The sequence below is a fragment of the Pseudovibrio sp. W74 genome (genome assembly GCF_001623085.1).
Lineage (GTDB): Bacteria > Pseudomonadota > Alphaproteobacteria > Rhizobiales > Stappiaceae > Pseudovibrio.
Genome location: NZ_LMCJ01000008.1, coordinates 282,472 through 308,351, shown reverse-complemented (window position 1 = coordinate 308,351; position 25,880 = coordinate 282,472). Strand labels below are relative to the sequence as shown.

Annotated in this window: 16 protein-coding genes; all 16 read right to left on the bottom strand. The window is 50.2% G+C overall.

The window, feature by feature from the left end; all coding sequences use genetic code 11:
* Positions 1-14 precede the first annotated feature (14 nt).
* The 16 genes from PsW74_RS07665 to tssF all read right to left on the bottom strand — a co-directional run bounded on the left by PsW74_RS07665 (position 15) and on the right by tssF (position 25,879).
* Positions 15-3,266, bottom strand: coding sequence for a hypothetical protein (locus PsW74_RS07665; RefSeq protein WP_063288529.1), 3,252 nt, complete (start codon positions 3,264-3,266; stop codon positions 15-17).
* A 45-nt stretch (positions 3,267-3,311) separates the two neighbouring features.
* Positions 3,312-6,050: a hypothetical protein gene (locus tag PsW74_RS07660; RefSeq protein ID WP_063288530.1), complete on the bottom strand. Its 2,739-nt coding sequence runs from the start codon at positions 6,048-6,050 to the stop codon at positions 3,312-3,314.
* Positions 6,051-6,100: 50 nt separating this feature from the next.
* Positions 6,101-9,730 (bottom strand): type VI secretion system membrane subunit TssM, encoded by a 3,630-nt coding sequence (gene tssM / locus PsW74_RS07655; RefSeq protein WP_063288531.1) that lies wholly within the window; start codon positions 9,728-9,730, stop codon positions 6,101-6,103.
* Positions 9,727-11,145, bottom strand: coding sequence for a type IVB secretion system protein IcmH/DotU (gene icmH / locus PsW74_RS07650; RefSeq protein ID WP_063288532.1), 1,419 nt, complete (start codon positions 11,143-11,145; stop codon positions 9,727-9,729). The genes tssM and icmH overlap by 4 nt, the downstream gene beginning before the upstream one ends.
* A 28-nt stretch (positions 11,146-11,173) precedes the next feature.
* Complete coding sequence (tssK, locus tag PsW74_RS07645; RefSeq protein WP_063288533.1) at positions 11,174-12,511, bottom strand: type VI secretion system baseplate subunit TssK; 1,338 nt, start codon at positions 12,509-12,511, stop codon at positions 11,174-11,176.
* Complete coding sequence (gene tssJ, locus PsW74_RS07640; RefSeq protein ID WP_082597106.1) at positions 12,511-13,005, bottom strand: type VI secretion system lipoprotein TssJ; 495 nt, start codon at positions 13,003-13,005, stop codon at positions 12,511-12,513. Before tssJ ends, tssK begins: the two co-directional genes overlap by 1 nt.
* Positions 12,995-13,810 (bottom strand): FHA domain-containing protein, encoded by an 816-nt coding sequence (locus tag PsW74_RS07635; RefSeq protein WP_208981864.1) that lies wholly within the window; start codon positions 13,808-13,810, stop codon positions 12,995-12,997. Before PsW74_RS07635 ends, tssJ begins: the two co-directional genes overlap by 11 nt.
* A gap of 4 nt (positions 13,811-13,814) precedes the next feature.
* Positions 13,815-14,105 carry a PAAR domain-containing protein gene (locus PsW74_RS07630; RefSeq protein WP_057465268.1) on the bottom strand — a complete coding sequence of 97 codons (291 nt, stop codon included), beginning with the start codon at positions 14,103-14,105 and terminating at the stop codon, positions 13,815-13,817.
* Positions 14,102-14,695, bottom strand: a complete 594-nt coding sequence (locus tag PsW74_RS07625; RefSeq protein WP_063288534.1) for a hypothetical protein — start codon at positions 14,693-14,695, stop codon at positions 14,102-14,104. The genes PsW74_RS07630 and PsW74_RS07625 overlap by 4 nt, the downstream gene beginning before the upstream one ends.
* Positions 14,696-14,703: 8 nt before the next feature.
* On the bottom strand, positions 14,704-16,812 hold the full coding sequence (tssI, locus tag PsW74_RS07620) for a type VI secretion system tip protein TssI/VgrG (protein WP_063288535.1): 2,109 nt from the start codon (positions 16,810-16,812) through the stop codon (positions 14,704-14,706).
* Positions 16,813-16,852: 40 nt separating this feature from the next.
* Complete coding sequence (locus PsW74_RS07615; RefSeq protein WP_063291939.1) at positions 16,853-17,134, bottom strand: hypothetical protein; 282 nt, start codon at positions 17,132-17,134, stop codon at positions 16,853-16,855.
* Positions 17,135-17,155: 21 nt separating this feature from the next.
* Complete coding sequence (locus PsW74_RS07610; RefSeq protein ID WP_063288536.1) at positions 17,156-19,144, bottom strand: type VI secretion system contractile sheath large subunit; 1,989 nt, start codon at positions 19,142-19,144, stop codon at positions 17,156-17,158.
* A complete protein-coding gene (locus PsW74_RS07605; protein ID WP_057465263.1) occupies positions 19,137-20,024 on the bottom strand; it encodes an ion transporter in 888 nt (295 codons plus the stop codon). The genes PsW74_RS07610 and PsW74_RS07605 overlap by 8 nt, the downstream gene beginning before the upstream one ends.
* 130 nt (positions 20,025-20,154) lie before the next feature.
* Positions 20,155-22,836, bottom strand: coding sequence for a type VI secretion system ATPase TssH (gene tssH / locus PsW74_RS07600; RefSeq protein ID WP_063288537.1), 2,682 nt, complete (start codon positions 22,834-22,836; stop codon positions 20,155-20,157).
* Positions 22,837-22,844: 8 nt separating this feature from the next.
* Positions 22,845-24,005, bottom strand: a complete 1,161-nt coding sequence (gene tssG / locus PsW74_RS07595) for a type VI secretion system baseplate subunit TssG (RefSeq protein WP_057465261.1) — start codon at positions 24,003-24,005, stop codon at positions 22,845-22,847.
* Positions 24,002-25,879: a type VI secretion system baseplate subunit TssF gene (gene tssF / locus PsW74_RS07590; protein ID WP_063288538.1), complete on the bottom strand. Its 1,878-nt coding sequence runs from the start codon at positions 25,877-25,879 to the stop codon at positions 24,002-24,004. The genes tssG and tssF overlap by 4 nt, the downstream gene beginning before the upstream one ends.
* Between the last annotated feature and the right edge of the window lies 1 nt (position 25,880).

Here is a 25,880-nt window from a genome sequence, read left to right as displayed (position 1 = left end):
TTCAGGAGAACGGGTTAAGAACTATAAGTCTTCACATCTGCTCTGGCATCGCGGAGGATCAACGTTGCTTGTGCTCGCAAAGAATCCGCGACTTCCATCATTTCGGTATGTAATCGGCCACCCGTCCAAGCCTGTGTCTTCTTGTCTTTTGGTTCAGCAGTGACTGGGCGATATCCCTTGAACTCCAGTTCAAGAGTCTCAAGATGCTTTTGAACATCCTGAGCATAGGTCAGGATCTTTTCCTGCCAGTTATCTTCGGAAATCATGTCATCCCGAACAGAAGGGTAGTTGAACGGATCTCCACCACACAAGGTGTGCAGTGCCTTCAAAGCTTGCTCGATAGCTGGTGTCTTACAGCTTTCTTTAGCCATCAAAGGATAGGCTTTCTTGGTTGCTGCACGTTTAAAGCTGAACCAGCTCTTGAGCGTCAGATCCGGTGTTCCAGGGTGCCAGTTTGCAACCTTCGGAACACGCCGCAGGACAACAGGATCTTCACTGTAAAGCGTCTCGAAATACCGCACCACCGCAGCGCAAACATCACTGTTTGACACCAGGACTTCGGGTGTCAAACCGCAGTTGCGTCCAACTTGCTGTGCAATCGGGTCCCGTTCTTCAACAATGCCGTAGGCAAGCACACACTTGGCAAGTGTCGAGTTCCAAGCAATAGCCTCACGGGCCTTCTTGCGGTTCTCTGGATTTTTGCGGGCATCAAGATACTTCCGCCATCCAAAAACGACCTTAGCGCGTCCGTAAGTTTTATAGCCAAAATCAGAGAGCGCCTGACCCATGTTCTTTGCAAGAGAAAGCCCCGTAGAGGCTTGCGTTGAATCTGCCAGGCGCGTGGCCTCTGTAGCCACGCCAATGATAGATAGGAAGGTATTGATTGTCTTCTGACTGACTTGAACCGCGGCCTGTGTATGGCGCTCCTTACAAGCGTGGTAATAGGGCGAATTGGCGGTTTGAGCCATTTTCACGTTTCTGCGCCACTTTTCAACTTCAGCAGCTTTCTTACCAAGAGCAACTGCGTCAAACGCAAGTTTTCTGCAAGCCTCAACCATGCCCGTTGCCGGAACAACACGCACCAGAACCTGAACACCACCCTTGGCAATCTTTTCAATCAGCTTATACTTCATTTCAGAGGCTTTGATGTCAGCAATCAGTCTTTCGACCGCTTCCATTGATTTCTGAAGAGCCTTCGTGTCTTCAGGATCAGGAGGAGGGGAAGCCTCCTCGATCAGGTTTTTTAGCGCTTTTGTTTCTGCTTCCACATCCGCTTCGAGCTTTTCCATAAACTCTTCGCGTTCTTTCTTGTTGGATTGCTTCTTCTTAAAATCGGCAAGTGCGTCCCAGGATTTCTTCGCTTCCATCTTCTGAATGGCAGCATTCGTTCGCTTTACCGTTTCAGCATCCATCTTCTTCTTGTCATTTGCCTCACGGAAGGCATCCTGCATTTCACGCATATTATTCGTGATTTTGTGCAAGTATTGTGGATCATGAAAACCATCAAGAAACGCCTCGCGCTCCGTTCGTTTAAACGTACAACCAGATCGTTCCAGCTTGCGATCCATAAGTTCGCGGGCTGAGAGCTCACTAAGTTCTTCTTTTTCCTCATCAGTGTTGAGAGGAAGATCAGGCTTGGCCATTGCGGCGAGGGGGCCTGTGGTAGCAGAAGAAGCTAGCTGCATTAAACCTAGAACAAGGGATTCAGAAAAGGCTTTGTAATCCTTATCTTTGAGCGCTTTAACAGCAGTGCCGGTGTTGACACCTAAGACAAAAAAAGCCTTGATTGAAACACCAATGAGTTCGGTCTGGTCATTTTCATTTCCAGGACCAGGCCCAGGATCACCGTAGGCATATGCTTTGCTTTCATCCTTGAGAGTCAGTGCAGAATCTTGTTTACCCGTATCGATATGGCCTTGAACGTCACCTGCTGCAAAAAAAGCCTCAGCAAGGGAGTCTGCGATAGAACCGGCAATTTGCAAAACCGCATTCTCTCGCTCTTTGTTCGTTTTTGCTTGCGTTGCTAAGGCAATCTTCCGCGCAACCTGGTTGGCTTCAATCGCGACACTCACAGCACCTGCAGCATAAGAAATATTCTGGAGCGTATCCTTATCTGCAGCGCCTTCAAATTCTATCTGGTCGGTGGTTTGGTGCTCTTCTTGCTCGTAGGTTTTGCCTGTTGCTTCCAATGCAAGCTTAAGTTGGCCAGCAACGATATCAGCAGCGTCTTGGGCAAAGGCGAGTGTGTTTCTTGCGTTCTTTTGTCTTTCCGAAAACTGGATACCTTTTTCTGCCATGGCAAGACCGCCATCCAGCAACGACGTGGACATCGTCAGTAAAGCTTTTTCCTCTTCGAAAAGCTTGTTTTGCCCCATCAGCTGCTCAACGAGCTGTGATTGGGCTGCTTCTACATTCTGGTAGCTTTTGATCTCGCAACTATATTCACCACGTCGGGCTGCCTCTTCCAACACCTCTGCATCCGAAGTGTTTGCACCCATTTTAAACTCAGTCCGAAGGTCTCCGGCAATCTGATCCTGCTTCCCTTTCAGGACCTGACGTTTGGCTGCAATTTCGCGTTTTTCTGCCAGTGAGCGAGATTGGTCTTCAAAGTTGGCAATGGTCAGCGCGCTACTGCCAAGACTTCCGGCCAGTGAGACGACATCACGCGCAAACCCAATGGCTTCAAGCGTATTCTCGTACTTTGATGCCGTTTCACTATGTTGCTCCAGCTTCCCTTCATAGATCTCAGAGGCACCCTGGAACATCTGCACAAATTGACTGTATTTATCCGGAACAATGTTGGAGGGAATGATCCCTTCACGAACCAGAGGTGTCCAAAGTTCCCGTGTGATATCTGCATCACTGAAAAGCCGTGTCTTCCCATCCTTCTTCTTTGCCGCAATCATCTCGGCCTGCCGCTCGAGGATTTTACCGAAAGCAGCATTGAGCGCATCAACATTTTCAGATTGAATGAGAGGCGTTTCAGAAGTCACGTCCGCGTAGGAATCAACCTCGGTTTTCATGTCGCCGGTCATAAAGTCCATTTTGCTTTTTTGCAGCTTACGCTTAAAAACATTTGGACTTCGGGCGAGCTCAATTTGAAAATCCTGAGCTTGGTGAATAACCGACTTATCTGCATCCAATTTAGCTAAAATATTGGTCAGTTCTGCAGATTTCTTCTCTTCGTTTTCACTATCAGATTCGAAGTTCTCCACGCCGCCTTGGGCCTGTGAGAGCCAGTCAATTTGAGACGGAGTTAACGTCATGACAAACTCCAGTGTGGGATCGTTTTCGATCCTTCTTGTTTTATCTTAGCCGCCGAGAGAGAGCAGCTTCACTTCCAGCTGAATCAGCTCAGGACGCAGTATGTTCAGATCATTCGGCAGATCGCTGAAGGGGTGTCGCATATAGAGCTGAATAGCCTGACTGTTGTCCAGTTGCGCAATTAGTGGCCGCACTTGCCTTAGGGCATTTTCGCGGGCTTTCTTGCGCTCTTTCAGGTCTTTAGATTTGTCAGCAATAGCTGCAACTTGCTTAGGCAACTCTGCAAGGGCCAACGGTTGAGAAATGCACGACGAGAACTTTCGCAAAGCAGCGACATCCACCGCTTCTTCACCGGCATCCTGCTTGTCTTTCACTGCATTGACAAAAGAGCTGTCGATATACTGCTTGGCTTTGATCAGGCGTGCGATGCATTTATCAGAAAATGTCGAGATGTCTCTCGCAATGTCCTCTCTGAAGCCCGTAATTTCACCACGCATCGCATCCAGAGCACCTTCCAGCTCTTTCAGTTTAGCAAGGTTTTCTTTGTGCGTATGAGAAGCGTCGGACTGATCTTCCAGCTCCGCGATTTCCATGCGAAGTTCTTTCAAACGAGATGTATCAAACTTGCTGGGGTCAACGCGATCAACACCCTTGTAGTAAGCAAGGATACGCTTGATGGAGATATCTTTTGACGTCATCATATCCAGCTCATCTTTAAGCGGGCCGGATTTAGTGAGGAAGGCGTTCTTAGCTTCCTTCTGATCTTTCTGTCGGGCAACACCCTTCTTGTAATCGACTTCCAGTTTTTTGAAGTACTTCAGCTCTGCCTTACTGAAGCGATCTGCATCTGTGATTTTCTCGCCTCTCTTCTCCATCTCAGCAAGCTTGTGAAGATGGCTCAACTGGCCTTCCAGTTCGTGGACAAAACGGTCAACGCGGAAGATCAGGCGGTTCGCCAGATCAAGTGAATGGGCAAGTTCGTCATTGGTGGTTGCGTTGTAGGCAAGGTCTTTCGCTTGATCGAAAAAGACGTCCAGATCACCATGATATTGCTTGATCTCATCTGGCGCGAATAGAGAACCAACCATCTTGGCAAGGCTGGGATCTGCTTTCCCCATTTGTGCGAGCAGTTTTGGTATCTCTGTAAACTGGTTCTCGATGATCTTAACTTTGGTGTCGAACAACTCTCGGTTTTTGACGGCCTTACGAACACCTTCTTCGAGTGGGTGTAATTGCTTGGCTTCCATCTCAGTGCATGAAGCCAGTGCTTTTTCGATGTTGATGGAGAGGGCTTCTTCTTCCAGTTCATCGATGTCATCCGTGAGGCGTAACCGTTCTTCGATGTAATAAGCACCTTCCTTACCTTTCGAGATCTTGTCGATTTTCTCGCGTAGCTTATCAAGGTTTTTAGTCAGCTTTTTATAGGCACCGGGATCCTTCTGGATACCGGAAAGGATGGCTTCAGCTTTCAGGAACTCCTCAACAGCAATATCTTCCACACCCGTCACACCGGATGCTTTCAACTCATCAAGAAAGTCAAAGGTTTGAAGAAGACTGTCGATGGTTTTGCGCGGAATTTCCTTCGCATCTTTGGGGCGACGTGGAATTTGGATCATCACGTCCTGATTCAAGCCTGGGACATCACCTGCGCGTTTGATCGCACGACGTTCATCAGGTTTGGTGACCAGATTTCCCTGCTTGTCGTAAAGGACCAATTTTTTCAAATCATCGCGGAAGCGCTCTGTACGCTCACCAAGCTGCGCCGCATCCCACCGCGCTTCTTTTCTCATGCTGTTCTTGTGTGCTGCGGAGGCCTTGAGTGAACTAAGCAGACTGCGAATGGTCGGGACCGTTCTTGAGGCGTCCGACATGTAATTATCAAGTGTGGTTTCAATGTCGCCAGCAGCGTCCGCGACACCGGAGTTGCGCAAACTTGTCGCCAGCTTTTGAATATGGTTCTTGAGCTGATCAAACTCCCCAACCGCAGCCATGGCCATCTCATTCTCATAAAGCAGGATTTCCCAGGCAGGATCGTCTTTGGGCACCTTCGCTGCTCTGACGTCCTTCAAGGTTTTTCCAAGGCGTGTTGCTGGTCCGGAAAATCCAATGCCGGTCATCGATTTGATACCCTGACCAACTTCCATGACATATGGCTTCAACTCAGCCGGAACAGGAGGTTCTGCTGGTTTGCTCTTGGCCGCGGCTACAACGCCTTGCCAAAGCGTCTGCATATCATCAACGGTGGATTCGGCATCTATCAGACTGTTATGTGCACCATCCGTGTCTTTGGTTTTGATCTCCAAAGCAGCGGTTTGAATGAGCGCTTTCGCATTTTCATAGCTTTTGTCAAAAGCAATTGCTTCGCTTGGATAATTTTCAAAATCCTTTTTATGTCCGTAAATAGAATTGAGACGTTCCAGAAGCTGCTTACTCTGGCTTGCAAGCGCTGCCAAAGCATCAGCATCGGTGTCTTCATTCTCATGAACAAAATGGTCTTTAACGTCGGCTTTTAACTCAGAGAGTTGCGCGGTGACATCTTTGAGTTTTTCATCACTCTCTGCTTTTATGCGCTCAGCAGTTGCTTCTGTAACAGCCGCTTCGACTTTTTTGTCGTCTTCAGCTTTTGTCTTAGCTGTCGCCTGTGCAATCTCTTTCTCTTCTTTTTCTTTGATTGCTGCGGCTGTCTCACGCTCAGCCTCATCCTGTTCCTTAAAGGTCCAGCCGAGTGCTCTATAAACTGATTTCACCCACTCAAGTTGTTGGGGCGTTAGTTGATCGTCAGACATTCGAGGCTCCAATTGGTTTTATTATTATCGAGAACCACTAAACCTGTATTTTAGGTATTGAGCTCCTTAGGACAGGTGAAATTCTGAAGCAGCCTGGCTGAGAATGGATTGTTCACGCTGTTGGCCATGAGGTTGAAGGTGGCAAATCGATTTCCAAGCGTAAATCTCACCTTGTATTGATCGGGTAGCTCAGTTTTTGTCACGCTTGCCTTTTCCAATAAACGAAAGAGGGACCATGGTCCGCTGAGATTGATGGAGTTTGATTCTCCGGCAATCGCAGGGAAAAATGCGAGACTTGCAGCTGGTACACCTTCGCCAGGCCAATTCAACTCAATCGGGCGTGTTGGACCATGCGCATAGCTCACTGTTGTCCCATCCACGGTGAGGGCAACTCTGGTTGATCCGACGTCCAGATCCAAGGGTGTCATCGTGAATGCAACAGATGGTTTATCCCCCCCATTTGCGAAATATGCGTTGCGAATATTGTTAGCTTTTTCGAAGACTTGAAGGCTGTCTTTTGAGACATCAATCTTGGCGTTGTCACTCTCTCTCCATTTCCACGGTGTGGAGGAGGTATCGACGAATGACTTGATGTTGGTATTGAAAAACGCTTCAATCTTGCCACCCGGTTTGAACAGGGTCGAAAAGTCGTCCAGCATCACCGAAGCTTGCTGACCATTTGCCACTGGATAGCGGCCAGAAAGAGCATTGCTGCACAATGGTAAAACCTCAGAATCCCAGGCTGCATTGATGGCCTTTTGAGCATCGTTTACGGTAACTTGTGAGGAGAACTGAAGCATTTCCAGTATCCAGCTTTGCAGCGGCATAGGAACGTTAGGTGCTTCATCTTTCAGTGTTTTAACCGCATCACTCCCGCCGCCAAGAATATAGCTCAGGGTGTCTTGCTGAGTGTTGTTTGCCAACAAAATCCGGTTAAGTTCACGATAAAGATCAGTGACCTTCATCAACAAAGCGTCGAGCGGAGTGGTGCCACTCCCTGACCCTAACGTGAAACTATCAAGAGGCTCAAAGCGCGCCTGCACAGAAGTGCCCGGTGGAACCGGTTTCGGGCCACCTTCACTCGTCGGAACAGCTTCACCAAGCACTTCAACAAGCTGCTGCTGTCTCAGGTTGGTGGTCGCGCGGGCTTCTTCCTGCGCAATACGAGCTGCTCCGCCTGCAACGTTCTGAGCAACACCGGTAGCGCTGGATGGAGCTTCAGTCCGTGTAAGCTGAGTTTGCTCAGCCACTGAAACGAGAAGATTACGGATAGGTGAATTCGGGCCGGAAGCCGTATTAATGACGTCTGTCGCCTGCGACAGGCTTGTGAACTTCACAATGCGCAGGTCAGCCAGCATCGCATCCCACATGCGGGCGTAGTCATCCAGATAAAGCCCTAAAACGCCACGTTCGATACGGGTGACAGTCTCTTCCTTGTTTTCCAACTGACCGTTTGGACCGAGCACCCAGCTTTCTCGAACGAAGCTCTGAATGCTATCAACCAACTGAGGAAGGAACACACCACGGAAACCTTCATAAGTGTAAAGGCCAGGAATACCTTCGCTCAAAGGTTTGCCTGAGGACCGTGTGAAGACCCGAGTTACAGCAGAGCCTGCAGCTTCGTCAGGACGCCACTCCGGAAGACTTTGAGCGGCTTGTCCTGCTTTGATAAAGGAATAAGCCAGCTCCGCGATTGGAGTTGCATTCAGAATCTCTCGAACCTGACTAACCAACTCTGTATTCACATCAATTCGGACCTTAAAGGGCTGGTCCAGCAACGCTGCAAGATGATTTGAAAGTTGGTCGCGCTCTGTCACTTGCCGAGGGTCACTGTAAAGGGACTGCCAATCAGTTTCTTCCCAACGCTGAATAACCTCCGGTTCCAGCGGACCTTTGTCTGCCAGTTCCAGATAAATCCGCAAGGCTTCAAACAGGAATTCTGGATTGTCGATGTTTGCGACCATTTGCTGCTCAAGGCGGAGCATCATGCGTGGTCGCAAATAGCGCTCTAGTCCGTTGTGATAAAGCGCATCCGCATCCTCTGAAACATTCGGAATCTGGTTAAGGCCCCAACGCTCATTTTGAGGTGGTTTCTCCTGCTGATCTGCAAAGCCGCCTGGCAGGTCTCGAAGGTAGTTCAACAACGGCAACACAGATAGATAGTTGGCATCATTGACACGGACAGCATCAATTCGGTCAGCAAATTTGGGGTATTCTTTCAAGTCAGCTTGGGCACGGTTGATGATGTTTTCCTGGTTCATCTCATAGCTGATGACCCAAACCGTTGTTAAAAATGCAAGAACGATCACACAAGCAGCAAAAGAGAGACGCTTGCGGATCTTCTGCTTGCGCATCACCTGCTTGCTCTCGCCAGCAAGGTTGCCTTCGCCAAAAATCAGGTCAAAGAACAAGCGCTCCAGAAAATAAGCATGTTTCTCGTAGGGAGCAGAGGGAAGTGCCTGTCGGCCAATCCCATAGGCATGCGCAATCGAACCTGCAAGCAAATCAACAGGCTGGCCTTCCTGGGTTGCAGAGGTGAAATAAACCCCACGCAGAAAGCTTCGGTCCTCATAGCGATTGGGTCGGAACATCTCGGTCAGGAAATCATTCAGCACGGTTCGCAGCGAGGCCATTTGTTGCGGGAAGCTGAAGATCAGACTTCTGTGCTGTATGTCCGTTTCTTTATTCAAATAGTCGTAGACGCGCGAGTTGAGCTGCTCCATGAGCAACTCATATTCCTCATCAAAATGACTGATCGCGTTCTCGGAGGATTTGCCGTCATCAACGGGGAAAGTCATACCCCAGGCTTGATGGCGCTCATCCCTGCCAAGAACTTGGAAGTAGTCGGCAAAACCGGCGATCAAATCCAGCTTAGTGAACATGACATAGATGGGAAAGCGAAGGCCCAGTTGCTTCTCAGCTTCCTTGAAGCGTTGTTTGACCGTCCGCGCCATATCCAAACGCTGATCCGAACGCATTGTTGCGAGCTTTGCAAGATTGATCGCAATGATCATGCCGTTCAGCGGCTGACGGCGGCGGTTTTTCTTAATCAATGAAAGCAGTGTGTTCCAGCCAGAAGCATCGATGACCTCATCTTGGTCCTGCATGGTATAACGGCCAGCGCTGTCAACGATGATCGCGTTGTTGCTGAACCAGTATTCGCATTCTGCAGTGGGCTCAATCGTCGCTGCATCCACTTTCTGGCCCAGTTTGTGAGCCAGTGGAAACTTCATTCCAGAACGTAAAAGAGCAGTGGTCTTGCCAGATTCCTCTGGCCCAATCATCAGATACCAGGGCAGCTGATAGATCACCTTGCGGCCTAGTTTACCATCGACACTCGCCGTTTTGAGAATGTTCAGACTCTTCTCAACCTTGCCAGAGACCAGCGCTGCTTCATTCTTCGCCAGCTCTTCAGGGTCGACTTCAGGCTCTTCTTCTTCCTCTTCTTCTTCGTTCTTGGCTTCTGCTTCTCTTGCTCGCCGGGAAAGGCGTCCAATATTGATCGCGGCCCAGATCATCAAAAGGCCCATGACGATCAGCATACGAACGACAGCCATCGCAAAAGGTTTTGCGCCGAAGATCGATAGACTTGGGCCATAAATCCAGATGACCGCACACAATATTAGTGTGATGAGGAGCGTAACAAACCAAAAGGGGAAAAAGCGTTTGAGTTTCTTCATTGCTGGCCTCCCTGGCCAGAAGGCGGAATAAGCGTAATATCAATGCGCCTGTTTTGAGCACGCCCTTCAGCTGTTGCATTGGTCGCAATTGGATCAGCGGATCCTCTGCCGATGGCTTTGACACGTGTCTTGTCTGTCAGTCTGACCTTGATGAGATCTGCAACTGTTTGAGCACGCGCCTTGGAAAGTGCAACATTGTTCGGATAACGGGCATTTCGAATTGGAATATTGTCTGAAAAGCCAACTACATTGATGGTACCAGGCTGCGTGTTCACCGCTTCAGCGACACGATTGACGACTGGAATAAAGCGGGCAGTGAGCGTATCTCTAGCAGTTGCAAACATGCCAGAACCTGTCAGGCGTATCACCACGTTGCCTTGCACATCCATCACGACGACAAGACCCTGCCGGATCTCAGGAGCAAGGAACCTGCTAACTTGCAGATAAGCAGGCAACGTGCTGTTACGAACGACTTGAGGTGAGGAAGGTGTTCCAGGTGCTGCCTGTTGTTGTGGCAAGTTCGGTAGAGCTGCTCGTGGCGGTGCAGGTTGGTGCGTCAGATCAATTGGGCTTGTGTTGATTAAAGACTCATACTGGAACGCAATGTGCTCACTTTTCTCTCCAAGCCAAAGCGCAAGCACGGCATAAATCAGCAGGGCGAGGAGTGCTGCTCCAAAGAAGATACCCCACACCGGAATAGACCACTTTAAAGGCCGATACGCATCTTCAACACCTCTCCAGTGAGGTGAAAGATCGGTTTCCTGATCTCCTCGCAACGAGCGAATGAGGCGTGATATGCCATAGCGCAGGCGCGACATCGTATTGCTGCCTTGCGGCATGATCCGCAAGCGTCCTTCAAACCCCAAAGAAATACAAAGATACAATAATTCCAGAAGATCTTTGTCACGACTTGGGTTGGCCTGCGTCTTCCTCAATAGATCATAAAATCGATCGCCACCGGATACGTCCTTGTGGAAGTTACTGACAAGGCTTTGCGTTGCCCAAATGCTGCGACTACCCCATGGAGTATTGAGAATGATATCATCAAGGGTTGCACAGACCACATATCTAGCAATGCGAATGGTCTTAGAAGAAAGACCGTTTAGCATAGCGTTGTGTTCGAAAGAGCGGATCTCGGAAATAACATGGGAGCGCAGGGCATTCACATCACGATGTTGAGCGTGATTTCGCAAGCGGGCAGCTAGGGCCAATAAACTGGAGGCTGCTTTGATAAGAGGATTATTCCCAAGTGGGACAAACTGAATATCATCAGCGCCAAGGAACCAATAGCCCGCAGGCGTTTGCGCCGGAAGGTTGGTACTACCGGCGTCAGGATGATCAGGATTGGGAGCATCAGTCGAGATGACAGTGTCGACTGAGTCCACCGAAAGGGCAGTGAAATCCTTCTTTGCCATAATCTCAACTCCTCAGTCCGTTAGCCGCTTATTGCTCTCTGATCGCCCAGAGTTCCATCACAAGTTTCGGGAAATCACCCGCGACATGCATCGCCAGACCGCCAGAAACACGGATTTCGTCCCAATGTGATGAGGCCGGATCCAGTTCGAAATATGCTGTGCCCGTGTGGTACGGGATCTGCCTTGGCGCGACTGGCAGTTGCTTCACTGCGATGCCGGCCAAAGCGGAATTCACAAAGTCTCGGATCTGTTCGACAGATCCAATCGTAATCTGCCCCGGGAAGTGTCGATTGATCACTTCCGATGGCAGGTCAGCACTAACAGCAAGCACAAACCGAGCCGACTTGATCAGGCTGCGATCGAGCAGCATGCCAACACGAACGCCGTACTTGCGCTCTTCCAGCGGTATCGGCACGGCAGTCTGTTCCAGAACAGCAGAAAGGTGCTGTCGCAAATGAGCAATCACAGGAGCAAATGTCTCTGTCAGGGCTTCGTGCCGATAAGGCTGAAGTGTTGAGGGACGCCGGGCTGCCGCTGTAAATGTTGCAAGCTCACCAACCAGCTGGATCGAAATCCGGTACAGCGCTTCAGGATGGAGCGAGGGTGTTTGCGCAAAGTGGGCGTAGAGTGGTTCATAGCGATTGACGGTCTGCAAAAGCAGAAAGTCCGAAATCTCTGCAACACCCTTACTGCCGGAGTTCGAAACACGCCCTGCAAGTGCATCTGCCCGGTGGCTCAGCATGCCCCAGATCTCGCGAATGTATCCATAAAGCACTGAGGAGGAATGTGAGGCGAGGCACGTGGAGATGTACTCGTCATCTAAAATAACTTGCTTATCTGCCCGTACTTCAATCACACGAGCGATAGGCAAGCAGATCCAGCCTTCCAGATCCTCAAAGTCGAACTTAAAAGAGAACCGTAGCCGACCAGTTTCCATCTGGACGCTGGCGTCACTGCCGGTGATTGCATCTCGCGCCTCGGATTCATGCACCACATAGCGCGCAGCGGTTTCTTGCACACCTGGATATTCATATTCGTAGGCACCAGGTTGGCGAATGGGCAATGCAAGATAAACGACCGAGTTTTTTACGCTTTCAGGAACTGGAATAGACGCAGGAGCGTCACATTCCTGTGGCATTTTAAAAGGCGTACCATCCGGCATCAGACCGCTGGCAAAATTGAGTGCAAACTGGCCCAGTTTCAGGGCTTCCTGATTTATTTTCATCTCTGTATGGCCCCAGGGGTGAGGGCGAATGCTCGAGATAGTGTCACTGACCAGCTGTTCCAGATAGCGATCATGCTGCTGAAAGTGCTGCGGCTGTAGAAACAGACCTTCTGACCAGACAACTTTGTTATGAGTGGTCATTAATAGAACCATCCTTCTTTTACTGTCTTGTCGGGCTGCAGAGTAATTTCAAGCTTGCTCAAATACGCAATGAGGCTCGATGGCTGATTGTTTGGAACCATAATCACCGAACTCCATGTTCCTGTATCCACTTTCCGAAAGGCACCGAGCACAGCGACAAATGCCACACTGGGGTCAACCTTGACTGCTACCTTCATGATCTTGTCGGGAGCTATGAAAACTTCCTTCATAGCAAGCAGGTTTTTGCCGAGAACCTGGTCTCCTTTTTCAAACAAAGTGAAAAAGTCATGAGTTTTAAACTCGGCATCAGACGTAAGGTAAAAGATCTTCACCTGAACAGGCGTCGACATCCCATCTGCGTTCTGGTTCAACTCCTTGTCCGCGATGACTGTCGTCGTGATCATGACAGGCATCGGCATCTCGGCGGAGCAGGAGGCCAGACCGATACTCAAAAGCAAAATGTACGCAATGCGTTTGATGTGGCTAATCGTCATTTGGTTTACGAGCTTTGTTCTGAATGTCTTTTTTCGGGGCTACATCCCAGTCCTCAGGAATGGTCTGGTGATGCGTTCTGGGCAATTTAAATGAATCGGATTCCGTGCGGTTGTGATCCCACGCACTTGCACCTTCCTCACTCGAAATGCCGCTTTCACTTTCAAACGGTACTGAGCTGGAATATTTGTATCCTTCAAATCCATAACTAACTGGCGGAATAGGTTCTTTCCCAGCGCTGGCAGGGTAGGAGTCCAGTGTTTCAGTCGCTTTTCTGAGAATAGATTCTGGAGACTCCAGTGGGTCATTCAGAACCTCGGAAAGTTCGTCTTCAGGGGTAACGATCTGGTCATCGACCCAGTCGTCATCCTCCATGTCGAGTTCTTTAGGAAGAAGATTTGCAAGTGGATCAGGGTTCTCAGGTTCTGCAAGAAAGTCATCCACTTTCAGACGGGCATCAGCATCTTCTGGCAACATTTGTGCGCTGATGTAATAGTTTCCGACCCTGATAACATCGCCATCCTGAAGGCCACAGGCCTCACCGTTGGGAACTGGTTCGTCCCAATCATTAACAAAGGTTCCATTGGAGCTGGTATCGACGACGCGGTAGGCCCCGTCGTTCCACTCAACGACACAATGACGGCGCGAAAGCTGGTTTGCAGGATCGGGAAGAATCCAATCCGCACTGCTTCCACGTCCAATGACGCAGCGTTCCTGTCGCAGTATGCGCGTGCATTTTCCTGTGTCGACCAACTCATGCCCCTTGGTCAAAATGAGTACTAAAACCATGCTCGTGTTATCAGTCATATCCTTAGCCCCCGATTAAAACTGTGGGCCAGCCAAGGATGATGGTGCCGCCGTGAGCCGTGACATCCAGCATGCGCGCCGCCGGCAGTCCGGCGATCAAAGTGGTGACACTGCCTTTCATAATTGTATCTGGGGGCCCAACACATACGCACATGTCAGTCATGCGCGCCGCTGGTAAGTTTCCGATCAAAACCGTCGGTGCTCCAAGAGATATCGGGCCTCCAACGTGAGGAACGATACCGGTCACCATTGGACAGACGTGCATGTCTGTCATGCGTGCTGCTGGGAAACTCATAGGGCCTCTATTTCATTATCTGCGAGTGCTCGTCCCAACTTGTAAGTTTTGACTAAGAACTCTTCAGGGTCCTCCACGTTACTGTCGTATACAGACAAAACTATAGATGACCCTACAGCAATACTAGTTAGGTTTTCTGGGGGAGGTGCAGGGTCAAATTCGGGAGATCCCATACTACCGCCACTCCAACCAGCCGCTGCCGCGGCAAGAGAAGCGGCGCTTTTATAACCTCCGTCATCAGCAATTTTCATTGCTGCACGGCGCAGGTCTTCTTCGGGTTTGCGGGCCCAGTCTTCGGCGGCTTTCAGCGCTATTTCGTCTTCATCGGGTGGTTGACTACCTTCCGGAAAGGTAGCTCTGCTGACTTGACTGGCCCACCACACTGCACGTGGTTTACTCAGGGCGTGAGCGAGAACCTTAATGGCGTCTGACATGAGCTCCGCTTCTGCTAAGGTATCCACAACTTCGATAGAAGGCTTCTGTCCCTCTATCAATGGTACTGCTTCATCTCCAAGCTCTAATGGTCTCTTTTCCAGTAGGTCCTTGTAGGAGTTGAGGAGCAGTGTAGTATTTGTCACGCTATTTTCCATAATGCGCCTCAGTTAATCTTGACGAGAGCACCTTGTACCGTCGTGATGCCAGCACCTTTTAAGGTGGTCAATGTCCCGTCAACGGTCGCCTGAACATCACCCTTTACTGTCACCATCAAGCCTTTCAACTCTGCCTGAGCGGCTTCAAGTTTGAGCGAGCTGGGGCCAGCGGTAAGGGTGATGGACATGGGATCCATTTTGATCGAGCTGCCACCACAGGTGAGCTCAATGGCTTGGGTTCCGGAGACCTTCACCGATCCTGCAGATGCGTCCACTTTCACATCGCCGGTTTGCGAGGTCACACCGATGTCTTTCATGGCTTCAACAGTCTGCGCACCTTGCTTCATGGAGATGCTCTGGTCGCCGCTCTCAACTGTAATGGTATGGTTGCCAGATTTGACGGAGAGGGCATCGTCTTTTTCGACGGTTGTGGTTCGGCCACCGGTCTTGATGGTGTAGGTCTCGTCACCCTGATCAACCGTCAGACTGCGATTGTTATAGATCTCGATTGTCTGGTCACCATCTTCTTGCTTATCGAAACCAATCTTGACGGTTTCATTGTTTTTGACGGTACGCTCGTAGTCCTTCTCAGCCGTGAGTTGAACGAGTTCCTCATCTTTCTTGTCTTCAAACAGGAACTCGTTGTTCCCGCCACCTTCCTTGGATGTCTCGCTCTTAAGCGTAGACTTTGTGGCTTCACCGGGCAGGTCATAAGGAACAGTCTGCTCTCCATTGTAAACACTGCCCACAACAATAGGTCGGTCGGGATCACCATCTAAGAAATCAACGAGGACTTCCTGCCCAACACGGGGAATGTGGAGACCGCCCCAACCTTTACCTGCCCACATTTGCGCTACACGCACCCAGCAAGAAGATTTGTCATCGTTCTGTCCGTCACGATCCCAATGGAACTGCACTTTGATCCGGCCATACTCATCGGTCCAGATCTCTTCACCATCCGCGCCAGTAACAACTGCGGACTGCAAGCCATTCATATTAGGCCAGGGTGTAGTAGAGGCTTTACGGTATTGAACGCTGGAATCGACCGCCTCAATCTCATAGGTGATTGCGTCATAAAATTCCTGCTCTTCATCGCGCGCAAACTCGATGGAGACCTCACAGATCGCCTTCGTGATCAGGTATTCTTTTTCCTGATTTGGGTCGTCTGAAAACTGATCCAATTTGAAAAGGTATCCGGGTCGCAATCCACGTACGTTGCCGCGAGCATATACCTTAGCGTAAGCCGCACTAGCCTCTTCAACGCGCACCTTGGCTCGCTTTTCACCTACACTGACTTCCTCGTAATGGCCGGGATACATGTAACGTGTGCGGCCAGAAAGTTGGTGGGACTTCTTTTCGCTAGCATTAGCTTTCAAATCACTCGTGGGCTTAGTGAAATCATAGTCATTGATTTCAACTTCATCCGTCTGGATCTCTTCATTGTGTCGCCAATCCCAAAAGTGATCAGCTCCGCGACGGAAATGGTCTTCCTCAGAATAAAAGGGAAGGCTGGACTCGCCTTTGATGTCTTCATGAGCGCTATAGGAATCTGCCAATACCATGGTGTGTTGACCGTCCTCATGCTCAAAGTAATAATAGATCCCTTCCTGCTCCATCAGGCGGCAGATAAAGTTGAAGTCGGTTTCTTGAAACTGAGCGCAATAGGGCCGGGGATCATAACTGTCACTCAGCTTGTTTTTGAAGTCGGTAAAACCAGCTTCCTGAAAGACTTCCTTCAAGATGTCTGGCGTCGACTTTTCCTGGAAGATCCGGCAATTGCTAGTGAGGGTCAAAAACCAAAGCCACGGGCGTACAATAAGCCGGTAAGTTGAATAGCCATGATCTTGTCCCGTATAGATGGCTTTGGTTACAAACCCATTCAGATACTGGTCAGAAGACAGGCTTGTGCCGGACACTTTTTTCATTTCAAGCGTAAGCGTCTGCCCAAGCATCTTATCAAGGCTCAGGTCATGCTCGAATGATCGGCAATCTACGACCATTTCGTAGAGCTCACTCATTTCGCTGGTCATCTTCATCTTCCAAAGGTGGAAGCTGTCATCTCCACCATCGAAGCTGATCGTGAACAGCCGATTTTCAGTTACTTTGCTCGCACACATTCCAGGACCTGCCTATTTCTAAAACGTTTCTCGTTCGGTCTCAGGCGTTGAAGCTGTCTGAGGTCAGTTTGCGATTGTCTCGTTCCATCCGTTCAACAATGCTGGGATTAAGGATCCAGGGCATGGAGCCCCCGGTATTCTCCCAATTCACGAGAACTTCATCCCAGGTTTTGACGGATTTGATGAGCACGGGGAAGCTGAGTGGCTCTTTGCCAAACAGAATCTGGTCAAGGTAAGCGGCGCCGCGAACAAGATAATAGTTGCCGCCGTACTCCATGACGTAAATCTCAGGTACTTCTTCTATCTCAATGAGTTCGGCCATTTGAAACTCCATTATCAATTGTTACAGATCAGCAAGCAGTGCTTCGAGTTCCGGATCCATACCCTCTTCATCCGCTTCTTCCTCATCATCTGCTGAAAGATCGGCTAGGAGGTTGTCCAACTCTGTTGTGTCGTGGACAGGCGCAGGCGGGGCAGCTGCTGCGGCTGGCGCAGGTGCTGGTGCCTCTTCAACTTCGTCTTCTTCGACCTCTGCCGCTTCAGGTTCACTCACCTGAGGCTCTGGCGGATCAGCCTCAATTCTGAAGATGGTTTCGGGTGTTTTCTTAGGATCAATGATGGTCTCGACAACAACAGCACCTTTTGTTGCCTGAATGCCTGGGGTTAAGCCGTCGCCACCACTGATGCTGACACGCGCGCCAGCACTTGGGCTTGGTGTCTCGGCAGCTTTGGTCACTGCAATCTGATCGCACCAGCGTCCAGAAATTGTGTCACCGGCCAGGCCATTAAGAGAGGCAATGCGAACTTCGGGCTGCCCCTTCATAGAGACAATAGGCATCCAGCTCTGTCTCATTAGTGGCTCGACGCTGCGATGACTGATCATGCGATCAGTACAGGGCAGGGCAACCTGATCACCATACTGGTCGTGAACGTAGTGGAAGGGCATTTCATTGAGTGTCAGGATCGATCCTGGCTTCATGCCGCCGCCATTGGTTTCATAGTCTTTTGCAAGCACAAGACCAATCAGGGCTGCAGGGTTGCCCCACAACATGGCTTTCAGGCCAACTTGCTCGTCAAACTCTTCAAAGCTGAATGCATCAATGGGGTCGGTTTTTGCGCCATAAGGCATTCGAAGCATGAAGCGTGGCAAGCTCAGGCCAATGTAATTGCTTTCTGGCATGGCACGCAGACTCTGCCACGTCTTTTCGGTAATCTTAGGAAGCTCAGCAAATTTTCTGGTGGCATTGTTGCGATCCAGAGATGTCAGGAAAGGTGCGTGCGCATGCGCACAGATCTTTGACATACGCCCCAGAAGCTCTGCATGAGGTGGTGTCATGTCGAATGTGTAAAGGCCAACAATTGCACTCGGCGTGCCAACACCTTCATCCTGCAACGCATTTTCCACGAAGAGACGATATAAACCTGTTTCTTCAAGCTTGTTGGTGGCGCTGAGGTCTCTTGCAAAATCTTCCGCAGAAATGTCATAGAGCGTTATCTTGAGTGCTGTTGAGGTCTCAATTCGGCGTGACAACATATCAATAACGCGCCAAACACTCTCAAGAGACTGGAAGTCAGCGTTTTGAAGGATTTTACGCAGTGTTGTGGTCATCACAGTCTCGATGATCTCAAGGTAATCATCGAGCTGTGGGTTGTCGGCTGGAGTAATGTGGGGCGAGACAATCTTACCAATCAGATCTGTAAAGTCGTCGGCCTCTTCATGTTCTTCAACGGGGCGATCAATGAGAGCTGAAAAGTCACTCAGCTTCTTGTCAACTGGAATGACTGATCCACGCGAGTTGCGCTGTGAGACAGGCTTTTCGCCTTTGTTCTCCAGCCACTCATCAATGGTTGCAGCCGCATTGCTGAAAGTTCCGGGGTTCTTGAGGGAAGAACGCAGCGCCTTCAGCTCATCAAATATCTCGAATTCATCGATTATTTCGTCAGGGTGGAAGTCTTCAATGCAGTTCGGTTCAAACCGAATGACTTTTTCATCACCAGCAAGGTCAAGTTCAATGTTGATCTTGAATCGGGCAGGGAGATCTTCTGCGGTATCGACATCAACGTTATGCCCCTTGAGCACAGCAAGCTCATCAGCATTGTAAAGAGCCATACGGTTGGCACGACCAGAAAAATCACCGATCACGGCAAGATGGAATGGACTATCCAGCGTGATGTTGAGCTTTGGGGCTTCACATGTGACCTCGCCAAAGTCGGGCTCAAAAACACTTGCAGATGCACCTTCAGCGGTTTCACCTTCTGTGGGAGCATCACTTTCCTCTATGATGTCATTGAGCAGTGCGTCAAGATCATCGTCCTTGTCAGAGTCACTCATCAGAATCTCTCTTATTGGTTTCTATCTGGTCCTCAAGACGTTCGAGGGTTTTGATTACCTGTAACTGCGCAGCTTCCAATTGAGCGGCGATTGCACGGTTTTCTGCGGATACGAGCAGGCGAAGGCGTTCGACGTCTTCACTGTGTTCTTCCTGATAGATGCCCTGCATGGAGCTGACGATCAGACCGATAAACAGGTTGAGCACCGCAAATGCAGTCAGGAAGATAAAGGGTATGAAAAGAGCCCAGGCGTAGGGATAGATCTTCATTACGGGACGTACGATCCCCATGGACCAGCTCTCTAACGTCATGATCTGGAACAGCGAGTACAAGGATCGGCCAATGTCCCCGAACCAGTCGGGGAAACTTGCGCCGAACAAGCCAGTCGCCATCACCGCAAACACATAATAAATCAGCGCCAGAACGATCATCACGGAGAACATGCCGGGCAGCGCGTCCAACAGCGCCTGCATCACTTGCCGGTATTGTGGCAGGAAGGACAGGACACGCATGGCCCGCATAACCCGAAGGGCACGCAAAACGCTGAGATAACCCGACTGTGGGAGCAGTGAGAAGCTAACCACTGAAATGTCGAAGATGTTCCACCAGCTTTTGAAAAACCGCGTGCCAAACGCCATGATTTTCAGAACAAATTCCAAGATGAAAAGTCCGATAATCACATCATCAAAAATGATCTGACCATCTCCGGTCAAGCGTCGCACGGAGGGAGACGTTGCCAGCCCCAGGCTGATGGCGTTGACAACAATCAAGATGAGAAAGGTGTACTGAAAGGCATCAGAACGAACAATACGGCGCAAAGTAAGACGCCACGCAGGAATGCGTGTCGACCGTCTCCTCGCCGATTGTTTAACTTTCTGCATCGTTGGACTCCTCGTCACTTGGAAAAGTAGTTCCGACGTGTTTTGTTTCAGTTAGTTTCTGTGGTAAAAAAAGTAATAAGCCTATGTTTTGATTTTGCTTTCAGATTTACCTGAATGGTCTGTGAAGGGCCTATTTCTTCTTGTGCTTATCTTTTTTTGCCACAGGTGACTTCTTGAACTTGTAGTCAAATGCATCACCATCAGTCAGAACCTTGAGTTCTGTGATCTTCTTGTCTTCACTCATGTTCTTTAGGAATTCTGTACTAATATCCGGGAGAAGGGTGTTGGTCAGGATCGCATCGATCATACGGCCACCACTCTCAATTTCCGCGCACCTGCTCTCTATCAAAGCAACAACTGAGTCATCCCAAGTGAACGTCACATTGTGGTTCTCAAGGATACGATCACCAATTCGGCCAAGTTGCAGATTGATAATCTTATGAATGACAGGAGAGCTTAGCGGGTAGTAAGGCACGGTTACAAGCCGGCCCAAAAGGGCTGCCGGAAAGGCTTTCAGGAGTGGGGGTCTTAAAGCCTTGGCAATTCCCTCTGGATCCGGTGTCAGATCTTCGTCTGCGCACATATCCAAAATGAGGTCACTGCCCACATTGGCGGTCAGCAGGATCAAAGTGTTCTTGAAGTTGATCTTCCGGCCTTCGCCATCCTCCATCATGCCTTTGTCGAAGACCTGGAAGAAGAGTTCGTGCACATCAGGGTGGGCTTTCTCAACCTCATCCAGCAACACAATGCTGTAAGGTCTGCGACGCACGGCTTCTGTCAAGACGCCGCCTTCACCGTAACCCACATACCCTGGAGGAGAGCCTTTTAGCGTGGAGACCGTATGGGACTCCTGAAACTCACTCATGTTGATGGTGATAAGATTCTGTTCACCGCCATAAAGGGTCTCTGCAAGTGCTAAGGCTGTCTCGGTTTTACCAACACCACTTGGTCCGACCAGAAGGAACACACCGATTGGGCGACTTGGATTATCAAGATTAGCACGAGAGGTTTTTACGCGGCGAGCGATCACCTCCATAGCGTGATCCTGACCGATGATCCGCTTCCTCAGGATATCGCTCAGGTGCAACACAGTCTTAATCTCGTTAGAGACCATGCGTCCAGTTGGGATGCCCGTCCAGTCAGAAACAATTGTTGCAACCGCTTGGCCATCCACTTCAGGAAGAATGAGAGGGTGCTCACCTTGTAGTTCGGTCAGTTCCTCAAGTTTCTGATCCAGCTCCTTCTTGATTGGAGCCGTATCTGCGTTCTCATCTCCATTGGTTTGGCGGAACACCTCACGCAGTTTCAGAATTTCTGTAACAAGCGATTGCTCTTTCAACCATTCAGCTTCAAGAGCTTCACGTTCTTTCTCAAGTTCAGCAAGCTTCTTGTGCACGTCAGTGAGCTTGTCACCGACATCGAAACCGGACTGCACCTCTCGTTCAAGGATATCTCGTTCCGTTTCAATCATGACAAGTCGTTTGCGGCAATCATCGACAGCAGCTGGTGTTGCATGTTGGGAAAGAGCAACACGGGCGCAGGCAGTATCAATCAGGCTGATTGCCTTGTCTGGCAGCTGCCTTGCAGGAATAAAGCGCATCGACAAATGTACAGCAGCTTCAAGTGCTTCATCCAGAATCTGGACCTGATGATGCTCTTCAAGCATTGCTGCAACACCGCGCATGATTGCAACTGCTTTATCCGGATCAGGTTCTTCAACCAAAATGTTCTGGAAGCGGCGAGCGAGGGCAGGGTCCTTCTCAATGTGCTTCTTGTATTCAGACCATGTTGTTGCGGCGATTGTTCGTAGTTCACCGCGAGCAAGGGCTGGCTTCAAGAGGTTGGCTGCATCACCGGTTCCCGCAGCACCGCCTGCACCAATGAGCGTGTGAGCTTCATCAATGAACAGGATGATCGGTTGCACAGAGGAGCGCACTGCATCCAGTATCTTGCGAAGGCGATCTTCAAATTCGCCTTTTACGCCAGCACCAGCCTGCAATAACCCGACATCAAGCAATAGAACGCGCACATCCTTGATGGATGGGGGCACGTCGCCCTCTGCAATGCGGATGGCCAAACCTTCAACCACAGCCGTTTTACCAACCCCAGCTTCACCAGTCAGGATCGGATTGTTTTGACGACGGCGCATCAGCGTGTCGATGATCTGGCGAATTTCTTCTTCACGGCCAATAACCGGATCCAACTGTCCAGCTTTTGCCTTTGCCGTGATGTCTGTGCAGTAGGCGTCTAACGCTTCATCAGCTGACTTTAGCCCCGGAGCAGTGGCTTTCTGTTCGCCAGCATCAAGTTGCGTTCCATCCTTGGCTTTTCCCTCTTCAGGAGAGCCTTCTGTGATCTTTTTGTATCGTGTCGCAACATCATCAGCTGAAATGTTCTCAAACAGACGCGAAATGCCAAAGAGCGTATTGCGAAGGCCCGGTGTTTTTAGGATGCCAATCAGAAGGTAACCGCTGCGGATGGCATTATCACCAAACATCAAAGTGGCATAAACCCAACCGCGTTCAACGGCCTCTTCCACGTGCTGAGACAGATCGCTGACAGAACTGGCTCCTCGGGGCAACTTGTCCAAGGCTTTGGTGAGATCACTCGCGAGCCGGGCCTCATCGATCTCTGCATCCCGCAAGATGCGGTGCAGATCTGAATCTTGACCACTCAACAACTGCTGGAACCAATGCTCCAACTCCACATAAGGATTGCCGCGCATCTTACAAAAAGTCGTAGCGCTGTCGATTGCCTGATAGCAGGTCGGATTCAATTTACCGAAGAGGGACGCTCGTTTGATATCACTCATGGGAACTCCTAGGCAGCCTTCGCACGATTGTTGTTGTGAACAGATGCTTTTGATTTTTCAGTAACTTGTCGTGGGCGTAAATTGAGATCTCGAACCGGATCACCTTGTTTTTTAGGAGACAACCAGGTGGTCCAGCCAAGCTTTCCATATTGTCCAAGCCGGGTAGTCGGCACCTGATTGCGCTTAAGGACAAGAGCCACATCCCACTCCAGCTCATCGCCGCAATAGGCTCTGACGGCTGAAAGCAAACGCGGCATGGAAACACCATCAGGAAGCAGACCTTCATAGTCACGTAAGCTCAGAGGACCGAACGCCACACGGAACTTTGTGTCGCTGGACCAAACACGCCCCCCCAGTGCAGCTCCAACACCGAGAAGCCCGGCATTGCGAAAGCCGTTGAGGGCCGTCACTTGATTTTTGGGTAGATACAGCCATTCTCCGATAAACTCTTCCAGAGCGACGGGAAGGTTGAAGTAACAGCTTAAAATAGCCAGCAATCCATCAGCCCCGCGCGTTTGCAAGGCGAGACGGCCAGCGAAGTGGTACTTCACCACATCTGGCAGATCATCACGATGCCGAAATTCAGTCGGTCCAAATCCTGCGAGCGCTCCGGTATAGATCGAATACCGGTCCTGTTCGGGGCGATCAAAGCTGAATGCAGGCTCCCCTGTAATCGCCGCACGGTAAAATAAGCTCAGGATACGGTGGTGAAAGACATCCGCGAACGCACGCATAGTGGTGTCGCGGTGTTGATGTTCCCGCTTAAAGGCATACTCAGTCAGATGAAGCGGCATTGGACCGTTGGGTCCAAATAGCCCTAAAAACCTGCTGGTTAACCGGCTGGGTTTTGTTCCAACACCTTGCTTGAATGCCGTTATTGTTGAGGCTTCAAACTGCAGATGCGGTTCATGAGAAAATCGAACAGGATCATCCTGACAGCGCCGTGACGTTCCGATCCGAGGCATATCCGGGTTAGAACACTCAATAAGCCGCACCAAAGGCAAAAATTCGTAACTGAGGTAATCTTTCTCAGCCGAGCGCAAACGCTGCTTCCACCGAACTTCAGGCGTTACGTCTGCTTTAACCGGTACGGGCAATGCGCCTTGCTCATCGCGAGGCTTGGGTGGACCAGATGAGCCGGGAGGAGGTGGTGTTTGCGAGCCGGTCATAATCTGTGACGCCTCCCGATCTGGCAGGGCCAGCGCATCACTTCACCGCGTACGTTGGATCTGATCACTGTCTCGGTGAAGCTGTTGATCGAAACGTAACGAGCAAAGAACTCATTGAGCACAGCACCAAGCAAGAACACACCCGTGCCTTCAAAGGCAGCTTCATCAAGCGTAATGTTGAGCTCAAGTCCGCGCGCCACGGATGAAAGACCTTGTCCAGGGAGGCGGCGAACCGCTCGTGTGGATTTGATTGAGCGTACGCCATCGATCTGTTGTGTTGTGGAACTGTCACCCAGTGGCGCATACAGATGCAGGATGGAACGCAGTGCTTGCGCACCATCTGTATCGTTGTTGTCTGCAATACTGAGGTAATTCAGTGAGAGATGATTGATGAAACGCCATGCGGTCTCACCAAAGATGTTCGAAGGACGTGGGCGACTGGGCCCATCGATGCATTTCACTGCTTCAACTGGCCCACCTTCCGGAAGGGAAAAATCAGACTTTCCGGCACCAATCGGCATCATCAATGGCAGATCCCGGTTTGTACAAAGCGCGCGGATGCCCAGCTGGTTGAGTGCCAGATTATAGGGAGCGTCTTTCGCATCTACGAGACTGACAAAAATCTCTGTGCCAAGATAATTACTCCGCCCACCTGACATCTGACGTTTGGCCGTTGCAAGCCGCTGTTTGCGGTTCACCGTGTAGTAAGCGCCTTCACTTTGTAGGTCTTGCGTACTTGATAGGCTGTAGAACGGCTTGAAGATCTGCGGGGCATCGCCTTGCGAGCTGAACCCTTCAACCTCTTGTAACTGATAAATCTCGTAATCGAGCGGTTTCGATCTGTCTGGCACCACATGATGATCGCTGCGCTTATCGTTGATATGCAAACGGTCAAGGCGCGTTGAGAACAGGTTGATTGCGGGCGTGCAGAACAATGAGATGTTGGCGCGATCAACAGCACGTTCCAGATCTTTGTCAATCCGATCAAAGAGCAGGAAGATATCCATTTCATCCGTCTCGCATTGACGAACGGCAGGTTGCAGATTGGTCAGTTCAACAAACAGGAAACGGTGTGGAAATGCGAAGTACTCTTGCAACAGACGGTACCCGCTGAAGGATTGTGGACCATAAGGAAGAAGCGCATCTTCGTCTCCATACCCACGCGTGTTCACGATCTCGGAGGAAAGACTGATTTCCCAGGAAGTAGGCAAACTTGTTGGACGGATCGAAACGCCAGTGCAATTGCCGATGATTTGCTCATAAAGCTTCACCGGTTGTGAGCCTCCACCGCGCAGATACAGCGGCAATTCGTCCAGTGCGAGCTCGTTAAATGGAATATTGCCAACCGTTTTTAGTCGAATGCGAAGTCCGGCTTTTGCTCCATTTTTCACCTCAACCTTTTGAGCGGCCAGTTCGCTTGGGCTCGCCAGATAATCGATGGCCTCTATCGTAATTGGCCAAAGGGTTGTTTCATGGGCAGTGTTATAGATACAAGGCGTCGCTCCGCGGGCACTCTTGCGGCTGCGTAACTGCGTTCCGCGAGGGATCACATACCCATCCTTCAGGGAACCCTGCGTCATATCCGGTTCTAAACTTGCGATAAGCATGGATGGAACTGGAGCCAGAAAGTGAGGATACACCATCTCAAGAAGGTGCTGCGTAAACTGAGGGAATTGAGCGTCCAGCTTGTATTGAACACGCGCAGTCAGGAATGCAAAGCCTTCCAGAAGACGTTCAACGTACGGGTCTGCACAGTCAAAACCGCTCAACCCAAGACGTCCGGCGACTTTGGGGTATGCCTCCGCAAATTCAGAGGCGCTTTCGCGAATATGCTGTAATTCTCTGTTGTAATACGGAAGCAGCCAAGGCTTCATG